Below are 12,370 nucleotides of genomic sequence, written 5' to 3'. Positions count from 1 at the left end.
ACGGGCCACCGTGCCTCGACGACACCGCTCTCATGCGCACTCTGCGCAACCTAACAACGAAGATGTTCTCTGCGCACACAGCGGTGTCGCGCCTGAGCGCTTCCCACCGCACTCCACGACGCTGTCGCGAGTTCACAGACTCTTCCCCATTAACAAAAACGGCGGGCACGAGGCCCGCCGTCTCTGATTCACATCAACTGAACTAACCAAAAATCACGCAAAGAGCTTCGTCACCGGCTTTGCCTTCACCAGCTCACGTGGCTGGTTGAGGTGGTTGAAGACGATGGTCTCGGGATCAATGCCGACGGCGTGGTAGATAGTCGCCAGCAACTCCATCGGATGCACAGGATCTTCCGCAGGTGCCGAGCCGGTCTTGTCGGATTTGCCGTGGATGTAGCCGCGCTTGATGCCGGCACCACCGATGACGGCGGTGTAGCAGTAAGGCCAGTGGTCACGACCATCGGCGCTGTTGCCATTGCCGGAGGTGGACACGCCCTTCTCAGGGCTGCGGCCGAACTCACCGAGAGCAACCACAAGGGTTTCATCCAGCAGGCCGGAGGCATCCAGATCTTCGAAGAGGGCGCTCAAGCCCTGGTCGAGCATGGGTCCGCTCTGGTTCTTCATGCGCTGGGTGAGGCCCACGTGGTGGTCCCAGGAATGGTTGTCGGAATTGGCGACCTTGGGCCAGATGAGTTCCACCACACGCGTGCCGGCTTCGATCAAGCGACGGGCGAGCATGCAGCTCTGACCGAAAGTATTGCGGCCATAGCGATCGCGGAGCTTCGGTGACTCACGGTCCAGAGCGAAGGCATCGCGGGCACGACCGCTGGCGATGAGGTTCAGCGCCTGGTTGTAGTAGCTGTCCAGGCTCATGTCCTTCACCGCTGCCTCAATGGTCGGCATCTGGTCATTGATGGCATCACGCAGCTTGGCGCGGCGCTGGAGGCGCACGCTGAAGAGATCCGGACGAAGCTGGAGATCCTCGATCTTGATACGGTCCATCTTGCCCATGTCGAGGTCATCGCCATCGGGATAGAGGGTATAAGGATCGTAGGCCTTGCCGAGGAAACCTGCGGTGCCGCCTTTGCCGACGACGTTGGATTCCTGCAGCGGACGCGGCAGCATCACGAAGGGCAGCATCGGCTCATCCATCGGCTTCAGACGGATGATGTTGCTGCCGAAGTTCGGGAAGTCTTTCGGGCTCGGCGGCTCAAGCTGGCCGGAGGGGCTCACCTTGTCCGTGGTGTAGCCGGTCATGATCTGGTAGATGGCCGCCGTGTGGTTGAACAATCCGTTAGGCGTGTAGCTCATCGAATTGATCATGGTGAACTTGTCGTTCACCTTCGCGAGCTGCGGCAGGATCTCTGTGAAGTGATGCCCCGGCACCTTGGTGGGGATGGTCTTGAAGGCCGAGCGCACCTTGTCCGGCACGTTCTCCTTTGGATCCCAGAGGTCGAGATGGCTCGGGCCGCCCTGGAGATAGATCATGAGCACGTGCTTGGCCTTGCCCCAGCCTGCACGGCCTGCGGCAGCGGAGTTGGCCGAGGCAGCCTGGGCGCGGAACATGCCATTGAGCGTGAGGCCCATCATGGACGCCCCGCCGACACGCAGGATGTCACGGCGGGTCATGCCGAGGTCTTTATCGCAAACATCTTTGCCGAGGGCGCCAGGGATGCGGAACATGATCGTGGAATAGGTTAGGGTGAGAAGTCTACCGGAACGGGGCCTGCCGTGGCAAGCCTGGAGATGCGTCCCCACCGTTACGATGCAGCCCGGTGTTTCTTGCCACGGGCCGCCCTGCGACAGGAAAATCCATCCCGTCCGCCTGAAAGGGCCAAGGATTACACCCCTAACACAGGGCTGGATCGTCTATTTCCCCAGATCCGGCCAGCCGCCCACCTCAGCCTGGGAGTGCAGCACGGGCTGGAATTTCCGCTCACGGACCGTGGCCAGAACACGCAGGTCCACGGCATCGCGGGTATGTGAGCATCCCGCATTTTCCAGCACCTCTGCCAAGGCCTTCTCCGGTGAGGTGGCAGGCGGACACTTGGAGGGGAACACCGGTTCTGATTGGATCTGCTTCTCGGCATCGGGGATGGACTTCTCCCGGCCTTTGGTGTCGCTGAACTTTACCAGAGAACGGTCGCTGATATGAGCGCGCACGCCGTCATGCACTTCGTGCTTCATCACCGCTTCGATCGCCGGACGCTCAGGATTGCCGATGTAGAGGTTGTTGATGAACTGGAAGGCGTAGCCTTTCGACGTGCCCTCCTCCTTGTGATCCTCAATGCCAGTCGTGTAGCGCGAGCCAGAGCGCTCGTAGTCAAACATGACGTTATTCACGGCTTCCATCTGCACAGCGTAGTCATCGCCCTGGCGCATGTCATTTGCTTCAAACTGAGGTCCGCGCATCACATACCGCGCGAACAAACAATGATGCACGCTCAGAGTGTCAGCACTCGAGTTGAAGCAGAAGGCGTGGTTGTCGCCATAAGGATGCAGTTCTGGATTGCTCAGCGGCTCCGCCAGCAGGCACCACTGCACCGTCACGTTCTGGCAATGCACCACGCTGAACAGCTCGTCACAGCTCCACGAGGCCGAGACATGGTCAAAGATGGCGTTCTGGCAGTTCTTCAGTTCGATGCAGTCCAGCGCCCCCGAGCCCTTCGGCCGCTTCAGCTTCTGCGCCCGCACTTTGCGCAGCGTGTTTTCATCGCCCAACCGCACGCGGATGCAGCGCACGATGATGTCATGCGTGTCCTTGAACTCCAGCGAGCCACCGCGAATGCACACGCCCATGCCAGGGGCATCCTGCCCATCAATGGTGAGAAACGGCTCACGAACCATCACCGCATCTTGCAGCACGATGGTCCCCGCCACTTTGAACTTCACAGTGCGCGGCCCCTTTTCCAGCAAGGCGTGACGGAATGATCCTGGTTGCGGATCTTTCAGATCATCATCCAGCCGAGTCACCTCGATCACCTTCCCTCCCTTGCCGCCTTTGGCATAGGCTCCGAAGCCCGAGGCACCTTCAAAGGCGAGGTCGGATTCAGCCAAGGCAGGACAAGTGAGGACGAGGAGAGCAAAAGCGGTGCAGAGGCGCATGCAATCTAAACTGTTTTGGAAGCAAAATCTTCCATGTCACTTTCTTCACAGCTCTCTACCCAGCCAATAGTCCGGATGTCTCTTTTCGTGAGCGATCGCATTGATCCAAATATGCCCTGGATGCTGCTCATAAACGATCAGATAGGGATAGCGGTCCAAACGCACAGCCCGCTTACCCGTCTGTCTCAGAAATGCATGACGCTCAGGATGCTCTTGAGCAGAGCGGACTCCAGCCTCAATGGCCTCCTGGAATCGCGCAGCCACACGTGGCGAGCGCTCGGCATACCACACGACCGCTTCTTCCAGCTCTTGAATAGCCTCTTGATGAAAAACGGCAGGAAGCATCGGTCACAGATACTTGCGGCGAATCTCAGCAAACACTTCCTCAGCAGGAATGCCCACCGCAACACCTGACCTGATTTCTTCGGACCTTCTCTCGATCACCTTGTCCCAAGCCTCTTCATACCCTTCGGCAGGCTCTTCCGGGCCGTCGTCAATCGAGTGAATAAGCCAAGCGGCAAGCTCGGCACGGTCAGAGACCTCGAGTGGCTCGAGCAGAGGCAAGAGTTTGGCAGCGACGGCGGTCATGACTGCGGGAGAATCGCGGTTCGCGAGCCCCTCGTCAAGGCCTCACATCCGCTCCGTCGTCTGGATGCCCAGGAGGCCGAGACCGGTCTTCAGGACACGGCTGGTGGCCTCGCAGAGCGTGAGACGCGTGTTACGGACGGTGCCTTCGGAGCGCAGCACGTTGCAGGCTTCGTAGAAGCTGTGGTAGGTGTTCGCCAGCTCGTAGAGGTAGTTCGCCAGCAGGTTCGGGCGATGGTCATCCAGGATGTCATGCGCGTTCTCGGCGAACTGGGCGAGTTTCATGGCGAGCGCACGCTCAGCAGGCTCGGTGATGGCGAGGTCTCCGGTGAGCGCCACGGTACCGTCGAGCTTACGGAAGATGCTGCGCGTCCGCACATAAGCGTTCAGCAGGTAAGGCGCGGTGTTGCCCTGGAGCGACAGCATCTTGTCCCAGCTAAACTTATAATCGGTTAGGCGGTTCTGGCTGAGCTCGGCGTACTTCACGGCGCCACCGCCAATGATCTTGGCGATCTCGTCCTTCTCGGCATCGCTAAGGCCCTGGTCTTTTTCATCAGCCGCGGTGCGTGCTCGCTCGATGGCTTCATCGATGACCTCGAGAAGGCCGACGGTCTCGCCGCTGCGGGTTTTGAACATCTTGCCATCCGGCCCAAGGATGCTGCCGAAGGCGATGTGGATCATCTTCGTGGTCACACCGCGACGCTGCGCTGCGGCGAAGACCTGGCGGAAGTGAAGCTGCTGCGGAGCACCGACGACATACCAGATCTCATCCGCCTTCCACTCGTTCGCGCGATAGTCGATGGTGGCGAGGTCGGTGGTGGCATAGAGGAAGCCGCCATCACCCTTGCGGATGATGCAGGGAGCGGCCTTCCACTCATCTTTCTCGCGGATCAGGAAGGGATCATTCTCAGGCTTCACGCTGCCATCACTGAAGACCACGGTGGCGCCATCACTGATGGTGGCGATGCCTTTCTCCAGCATGTCTGCCACCAGCGGTGCCAGCGCATCATTGAAGAAGCTTTCGCCGAGGTAGTGATCAAACTTGATGTCGAGCGCCCCATAGACCTTCTCAAGCTGCTCAAGCGTCAGGCGCACGCACTCCTTCCAGATGGCAAGGTTTTCGGCATCGCCCTGCTGGAGCTTCACGAGCTCGCCTTTGCAGACTTCGAGCACGGACTCATCCGCCTTCGTGGCTGCATTAACGGCTTTATAAACGCTGACAAGTTCATGAATCGGATCCGCCTTGAGCTTCTCCTGATCGAGCTGCGTCTTCCAGCCATGAATGATCATGCCGAACTGGGTGCCCCAGTCGCCGACGTGATTGTCCGTGATGACCTTGTGGCCGACGAAGCGCGCTGTGCGGGCAAGTGAGTCACCGATGAAGGTGCTGCGAATGTGGCCCACATGCATCGGCTTGGCGATGTTTGGCGCGGAGAAGTCCACGACGATGGTCTTCGGGCTCTTCACCTGCGGAACGCCGACGTGATCATCTTTCACGATGACTGCCAGTTGCTGGGCCAAGGCCTCAGCACTGAGCGTGAGATTGAGGAAACCGGGACCATCAATGGTCACCTTCTCCACAAGATCGGTCACGGCAAGCTTGTCCACGATCTGCTGGGCCAGCGCGCGCGGATTGGTCTTGAGCTGCTTCGCCAGCACCATGGCCGCATTGCTCTGGTAGTCGCCAAATCGGGTGTCCGAAGCGATGACGACAGCAGGCGAGAAGCCCTCTGGCAACTCAATGCCAGCGGCGGTGAAGGCAGCTTGGAGACGATCGGTAAGAACAGCGCGAAACATGGGGCGCGCACTTTGAATGACGAATCCCGATTGTCGAATGCCGATTCGAGCTTCGAAAAGCCTGGATCGGCAGGGAATTCAGCCGCTTCAGACCACGTCCGAGCCCAGTGCATCGCGCAGGGGATCGATCTCCTGGGAGCTGAAGCCCAGGTGCAGGTGGCGGCGCCAGCCCTCCGCATATTCGAAGCTGCCGGAGAGCTTGCCAACTTTCTTGGAGGACTCGTCCATGCTGATCAGGTAGGAGTCCATGCCCTGGCTCACGTCCAGCCAGTGCTTCTGGCTCACATGAGCGGCCAGGGAGTCGCGCTTGCGATCATGCACCGGTGTGGTGTTCACGTACAGATCTGCCTGGATGGGGTGGCGCAGCGGGTCACAGAGGCCATGCGGCATGGCATGATAGACGGTCACGTCATGGAAGAAGGCATCACGCGGTGGATCACAGACAAAGTTCGGGATGCCATGCGCAAAGGCCGCGGTCACGGCAAGGCGGCAGGCATTCTGGTGGTCCTCCATGTAATCCGCCGGTGAATGGGTGAGGACGATGCTCGGCTTCGCCGCACGAACCACGGAAGCGATTTGTCGCAAGTAGTGCACGTTGTACATGAGTTCCAGGTCATCGCAGATCGGCGGATAAAAAGCAGCACCGAGGATGCGAGCGGCCTCCTGCCCTTCCTCCAGGCGGGTGATGGTGGTGGTGGGTCCGTCCATCTGCACCGAGCCGCCATTCCCGGTACACATGTTCATGTAGTGGAGATCCCAGCCACGGGCTTGAAGCTGCAGCATTGTGCCTGCGGCGACGAATTCGATGTCATCAGGATGGGCGAAGAGGGCGAGGACGGAGGGCATGGGAGGAAGGACGAAATCAGAATGACGAATGAACCACAGGTCAAGCCCCTGGAAGGCCTGGTGTGGCAGGTCAGGCACCAAGGCCTGCCCCATCAGCTACGCAACCCATGCACCCGGCCATTCGGAATTCTTCCAAAACTCGTTAGTCCTGGCACAAAGCCGTCAGAAGACATCAGATTCCATCTGCTCCGCCCACGGACCTCATCCATTCATGCGCAGATGCTGCCGCAGATGAATGGATGACGACGAAACGTCAGCGTGGCTTGGCTCGCTGGATCAGATCATGGGATGTTGCTCAGGGTGAAGCCGCCCGTCAGGTTGGCACCCTGGTTGAAGGTGTCCGCGCCGAGGCCGCCATCAATGATCAGGCCGGCCTTGAAGATGGCCGTGCGGTTCGCCGTGGCGCCTGCGATGGAGATGGTGTCCGCATCATCACCCGTGAGGATGCTGACCGACTTCATGAAGGTGCTGGAAGCCCCGGAGCCCGCGGTTTCAATGGTCACCGTGTCCGTGCCAACACCCGTCTGAAGCGCCACCGTGCCGGAGAAGAGCGAGTTATCAAGACTGACCGTGTCAGCACCGCCGAAGGTGTTCGCGGTCACATTTCCGCGGATCGACGTGGTGTTGAGGGTGAGGCCATCCGTCCCGCTGCCCCCAGTGTAGGACAGGGAGGACTGCAGGATCACGTTTGAGAGGTTGATTCCGCTGCTGGTGGTGATGCCTGAGGCATTCACAGACACCGGCCCGGCCACCTCCAGAGCGCCGCCACTGGTGGATTGCAGGACCACTCCCGCACTGGTGCCCGTGCCGAAGTTCAGATTCACCCCGCCAGCGATCCTGCCAACCCCCACGATCTGGATGGAGTCTGTGCCGTTCAGGCTGGAATGGGTGATGCCACCCTTGATCGTGGTGCCGCCGTTTGAGCCGACCACCAGGCCCACTCCGCCATTGCCCACCGAGGTCGTGATGCCGCCGCTCGTGAAATTGCTCAGGCCTGAAAACTGGAAGCTGTCATCACCATCTCCCGTGGTCACGCTGATCGCGCCACCAATGATCGTGTTCACCGTGGCGGCCAGGCTGACGATGGTGTTGCCGCCCAGGGTCTTGATGGTGGCGCCGCCGCCGATCTTCGTCGTGAGGCTTGAGATCGTGAGGGCGGAGGTGCCCATGGACTGCGTGCCATTCACCATGGAGAGGCTGCCGCCGACCAGCACCACTGAGCTCCCTCCACCGATGGTGCTCTGGAAGACTCCGTTGCCGCCCACAAAGCCCAGATTAGCCCCCACCCGCAGCTCACCGCTCGCCGCAACAGTGTTTGTCACCGTGCCGCTGGTGTTCCCGTTGGTGATGGTCAGGCTTCCCTTCACATCGATGTTACCGCCGGTGATGGAATTGGTCAGGTTTCCGTCCTTGTTGACGATGGAGAAACTGCCGTCCACATCCAGCAGGCTCACGCTGACTGAGTTGACGATCGAGGTGGCCGCATTGCCATTGGTGATGGACACACTCCCGCCGATGTTCAGCGTGGAGGACGTGATGCTGTTCGTGTAGTCACCGTTGCCGTTCTTGATCAGCAGGCTCCCGCCGATCATGGGCGTGCCTGAAATCGAATTGGTCACCGTGCCGGTGGCATCGCCAGTCGTGATGCTCACATTCCCCGCGATGCGGCCGTCGGTGTAGCTCAGCACATTGGTATACCGCCCTGCCCCGTTGGTGATGGTCACGCTGGCGAGGTTCAGAGAGCCGCCTGCCACAGTGTTGTTCGTCGCGGACGCACCGCCAGAAGCCACGGTGCTGAAGAGAATGCCACCGCCCATGGTCGTGTCCGTCCCGCTGAAAATGCTCGTGTAAGTTCCGGAACCATTGGCAATCGTCAGCCCGCCTGAGACATCCACCACGGTCCCGGCCACGATGGTGGTCGTGGTGCCGCTGCCGGAATTTCCGTTGGTGATGGAGAGGCTGCCGGTCACATCCATGCTGCCGGAAATCGTGGTCGCGAAAGTGCCCGTGCCGTTTTTCACCGTCAGACCGGCATCAAAAGACATGAAGCTCGAGGCGAACACCACGGAGGACGTGGTGCTGGCATTTCCGTTGGTGATGGAGACCGCGCCGCCGATGTGCAGCGTGTCCGAGCCGGAGAACGTCACGTTATTGTTCCCCAGACCATTCTTCACCGTCACGCCACCATTGATGATCAGGTGGTCAGAAGCCGCCACGACCAAGCCCACTGTGGCCGCTGCGTGATCCAGGCTGGTGAAGCTCAGCGCACCGCTGATGATCGTGTCTGTGCCGGAGGAGAGACTGAAGTTGCCTGAATTGATGCCCACATTGGCCACCACAGATCCCAGCTGGAGCGGGCCCGTGGGAGAGAGGTCCACATTGTCCACCGCCGTCCCGCCGGTGTAGCCCAGCGCTCCGCCGATGGTGATGAAGCCCGCGGTTTCAGACACCGTGTTGGCCCCATCTCCCAACGCCAGCGTGGCGTTTCCACCCACATACAGCGAGGTGGCGATGGTGACCGTGTCCGTGCCGCTGCTGCCCTGGATGCCCAGATTTCCGCCGACGTTCACGGCCGTCAGGTTCGTGGTGTTATTGCCCAGGCCCTGGTTGATCGTCAGGTCCTTGCTCAGGGTCACCGCATTGACGTTCACCACGTCCACGCCTTCCTTCATGTCGATTTTGATGGAGTCCAGCAGACCGTCAAACTCCACATTGGCCGCCGCGGCAGCCGCGCCCAGCTTGATCAGCGTGCCGCCTGCGCCCGCGATGGTGAAGTGGTCCGGTGTCACCTCTATGATGGTGATCTCGTTATTGTCCACACTTCCCGTCAGGGTCAGCACACCACCCGCGATCACGGCTGTCACCGTCCCTGCCGGGGCGATTTTGGACTCCAGAAGCTCAATGGTAGAAGAGGGCGCTTTCATAGTGGTGAAGGAAACGAGGTGGTTGGGGCGGGAGTTACTCAAATAGAAGAGACAACGTCCGCACTGAGATCATAACCTCATGAGGCTACCACCAAGGCAGGAGGGGGGGTATTACACGAAAGTGTAATTCCCCAGCTCACCGTCGCAGCTTCTGGCGAAACGGATTTCCGAAATAGCAGCTCTGAGCGCAGGTGACTGAGGCAGGAAAATGGCCCGCCACCTGCCGTATGACCGGCAGGCGCCTGATGAATCAAACAGGCCCGCACCTGACCCCTCACTCCTCAGGCGGCACCTTCATCCACGGGAGGCGGACCTTGGCCATGTAGATGGCGGACTTGCCCTCATGAGAGGAGTAGTAGCTCACCCAGAGATGGCCTTTGTGAAAGACCATGCCGGGGTAGCTGCAGTCACCGCCGCTGGGCAGCTCCAACATGGGCTCCAGGGAGGTCGGGGTCATCTTATAGAGCACCATGTGAGCGCCAGGAGTGGCACCACGTCCCCGTGAGCCGGCCACCAGCGAGCCATCGGGAAGCTGGATGAAATTCTGCCCCTGCACGACGGTGTTGAGAGGGGTCCACTTCCACTCACGGTAAGGTGCGGTGGCGGAGCCGATGTAGCCGAGCTTGTCAGCGGCTTCGCGGCGGACCAAGGCGAGTGCGGTGCCGTCCTTGAGAAAACGCATGGTGGTTTCATTCGGCTGGCCGGGGACCTGCATGATGGAGGAGAGCTGCCATACGGAGCCGTCCACACTGGTGTAAGACTTCAACGACCACTCCGCCTCGGGCTTCGGACCGCCGGTGGCGGGGTGTGTGTTATAAGAGACGCCGTAAAACTTCTGGTCGGCCGGATTCACCGTGGCGCGCCAGAGCCAGTCACCCTCGGCCAGCAATTTCTGCGGAGGTGTCCAGACCTTGCCATCCGTGGTGGTGGAGTAGCGGGGACGGCGGCCCTTGAGCTCGGTGGTGCCGCCATAGAGAGAGCCGCCGCAGAGCATGTAGAGACGCTTGCCGTCCGGAGTGACCTCCAGCTTCGGGTCACGCAGGTCCGTCCCTTTCTCAGCTATCTCGGCATAGCTCACCCAAGTGTCTCCACTGGTCGAGAGCATGATGCGGATCTTGCCATCGCCACCCACATGGGCATCTGCCTCACGGAAGCAGCAGTAGAACTGATTCTTGAAGAACGCGAGGTCCGTGAAGGCATTGTGCTTGCCCTTGTCATAGATCTTTTGGACCGAGACGAGCTGGGCCTGCTCCTGGGCGGAGACGGCCTGAGTGAAGCAAAGGAGGCTAAGAAGCAGAAGACGTTTCATGGGGGAGCGGCGGAGGCAAGAAAAGATGAGAGGTTGCCAGAAGCGGCATGAATACGTCAAGGCTTCCGCTGCACTTCCAGCTTTTCCAAAATGAAACCGAAGAGGTCCGGCCATTTCATGTGACCGTAGTCGTTGTTGTAGTTCAGCTCATGTTCGATGCCGACGGCTTTCAGCTTCTCGGCGATGCCCGCCCCGTAATTGGCCGAGTGCGGCGGGTCTTTGAAAGGCTGGCCGAGATTGGGCGCATTGTCATAAAAGAGCAGCACAGGCGGATCATCACTGCTGGCCAGGGCGTAGGGTGAGAACTTTTCAATCCACGACAGCAACGACTCACGCTTCTCCACAAAGTCCTTCATGCTCGGAAGGCTGAAGGCATGGTTGCCATACTCATTGTTAGGAATCCAGGCCTGCATCTGCTTCGGGTCTAGAGTCGTCTGCGGAACGAAAGCCATGACACCGCGCACGCGTGTGGATTCGCGGGCCACCGGATCACTGCTCTTCGGATCTGCCATGTCTGGGTGAAAGCCAAGCCAGAGGCTTGTGAAACCGCCTGCGGAACCACCACAGGCCACAACACGCTGTTTGTCGATGTTCCACTCCGCCGCGTGGCTGCGCACAAACTGGAGGGCACGCGCGGCATCCTCCAAACAGGCCTTCACAGGTGGGTCAATCTTCTCGGCCTGCGCATCCTGAATGAGGCGGTAGTTGATCGAGACCACCGAGACACCTGCCTCGAGGCACTTCACAAGGAAATCCGGGTTCGCCTTGTCGCCACTCATCCAGCCACCCCCATGAGTGAAGAACAAGAGAGGTGCGGGTTTGGGTGTGTCAGCTTTCCAGAAGTCCAGCACTTGCTTGGCATGCTTCCCATAAGGCACGTTGGCCTGCGTCGGCTTCGGCAGCTCCTGAGCGCGGACTTGCATCCCAACAACGAGAAACGAACAGAAAATAAAGTGCTGGGCAGAGCGGGAAAAGGAAGACATGCAGGCGTGTGAAATAGCCTTCCTGCCATGAGATCGCCAGTCTAGACCTTGGCAAAATAGATCAAATGGCCCGCGTCGTCGAAGGCCATTAGATAGACCGCCTCGAACTTAACTTGCTTTTTTTCAACGGTGGACAAACCGCCCCTGGAGGCCGATGCCGTAAAGACGCTCTTGGACTGGCCTTCCACCACGGGGAGGAAGGCCATCTGTCGCGTCTGCCCGGGCTGCAGGCCGGCGACCACCTGGTTATCCACCGGCCACAATTCTTCTTTCCAGATCCCCTTGTAAGGGTCCTGCCCGCTCTTGATCTGCTTGACGAGTTGATATGAGGAAATCTGGCCCGTGGCGGCGGCGCCCGCGTTGTGCACGGCGAGCACATGATCGGTCCTGGTGTTCTTTCCGAACATCGCCTCGATGCCCAACCTCGCTAAATCCATGGGATCCTTGACATTAGAAAGCCGCTTGGTCGCCGCAAATCTCAAGTGCGGCAGCCTGGCGGCATTTACCCGCGCTGTCTGGCTCATCCAGGCAAAAGCCTTGTCCCGGCTTGACGAGTTCAGCCGATAGATCTCGACCTCAATTTCCTCGCCTGAAGCCTGCTTGATCTTGAACGAGATCGCCTTCGAACTTGGCGCGAGACCGACCAGCTCGCCCGAGACTGTTGAGGAACCCAGCATCGCTTCCAGGGTCACCGCCGGGCTTTCGAACACGAGAGCAAAAAACACCAGAATCAGGCAGAGGATCGCGCGCATAGGCGGGGGTAATGATGGACAATGCATGACTTCTGCCACGAAGCGATTCTGCTTGCAATACTTGATGTT

At 59.7% G+C, this 12,370-nt stretch carries 10 protein-coding genes; all 10 read right to left on the bottom strand.

What is annotated here, in order from left to right; translation table 11 throughout:
* Positions 1-213: 213 nt before the first annotated feature.
* The 10 genes from BGE01nite_RS19145 to BGE01nite_RS19100 all read right to left on the bottom strand — a co-directional run bounded on the left by BGE01nite_RS19145 (position 214) and on the right by BGE01nite_RS19100 (position 12,301).
* On the bottom strand, positions 214-1,683 hold the full coding sequence (locus BGE01nite_RS19145; protein WP_146852616.1) for a DUF1501 domain-containing protein: 1,470 nt from the start codon (positions 1,681-1,683) through the stop codon (positions 214-216).
* 186 nt (positions 1,684-1,869) lie between these two features.
* The gene (locus BGE01nite_RS19140) at positions 1,870-3,105 is read right to left on the bottom strand and encodes a hypothetical protein (protein WP_170266896.1); all 1,236 of its coding nucleotides are present in this window, start codon (positions 3,103-3,105) and stop codon (positions 1,870-1,872) included.
* A 45-nt stretch (positions 3,106-3,150) separates the two neighbouring features.
* Positions 3,151-3,450 (bottom strand): type II toxin-antitoxin system RelE/ParE family toxin, encoded by a 300-nt coding sequence (locus BGE01nite_RS19135; RefSeq protein WP_146852612.1) that lies wholly within the window; start codon positions 3,448-3,450, stop codon positions 3,151-3,153.
* A 3-nt stretch (positions 3,451-3,453) separates the two neighbouring features.
* A complete protein-coding gene (locus BGE01nite_RS19130) occupies positions 3,454-3,693 on the bottom strand; it encodes an addiction module protein (protein ID WP_146852610.1) in 240 nt (79 codons plus the stop codon).
* A gap of 42 nt (positions 3,694-3,735) precedes the next feature.
* Positions 3,736-5,487 carry an arginine--tRNA ligase gene (argS, locus tag BGE01nite_RS19125; protein ID WP_146852608.1) on the bottom strand — a complete coding sequence of 584 codons (1,752 nt, stop codon included), beginning with the start codon at positions 5,485-5,487 and terminating at the stop codon, positions 3,736-3,738.
* Positions 5,488-5,574: 87 nt separating this feature from the next.
* A complete protein-coding gene (locus BGE01nite_RS19120; RefSeq protein WP_146852606.1) occupies positions 5,575-6,333 on the bottom strand; it encodes a PIG-L deacetylase family protein in 759 nt (252 codons plus the stop codon).
* A 281-nt stretch (positions 6,334-6,614) separates the two neighbouring features.
* Positions 6,615-9,257, bottom strand: coding sequence for a beta strand repeat-containing protein (locus BGE01nite_RS19115; RefSeq protein WP_146852604.1), 2,643 nt, complete (start codon positions 9,255-9,257; stop codon positions 6,615-6,617).
* 274 nt (positions 9,258-9,531) lie between these two features.
* Entirely contained in the window at positions 9,532-10,566 is a 1,035-nt protein-coding gene (locus BGE01nite_RS19110; RefSeq protein WP_146852602.1) for a sialidase family protein, read from the bottom strand.
* 56 nt (positions 10,567-10,622) lie between these two features.
* Entirely contained in the window at positions 10,623-11,489 is an 867-nt protein-coding gene (locus BGE01nite_RS19105) for an alpha/beta hydrolase (RefSeq protein WP_246145760.1), read from the bottom strand.
* A gap of 101 nt (positions 11,490-11,590) precedes the next feature.
* The gene (locus BGE01nite_RS19100) at positions 11,591-12,301 is read right to left on the bottom strand and encodes a hypothetical protein (protein WP_146852598.1); all 711 of its coding nucleotides are present in this window, start codon (positions 12,299-12,301) and stop codon (positions 11,591-11,593) included.
* Between the last annotated feature and the right edge of the window lie 69 nt (positions 12,302-12,370).

It is taken from the genome of Prosthecobacter gellanilyticus (assembly GCF_007992435.1).
In the GTDB taxonomy this organism is placed as follows: domain Bacteria; phylum Verrucomicrobiota; class Verrucomicrobiia; order Verrucomicrobiales; family Verrucomicrobiaceae; genus Prosthecobacter; species Prosthecobacter gellanilyticus.
The sequence above is the reverse complement of the archived record's forward strand: the minus strand, read 5'-3'. Positions and strand labels throughout refer to the sequence as shown.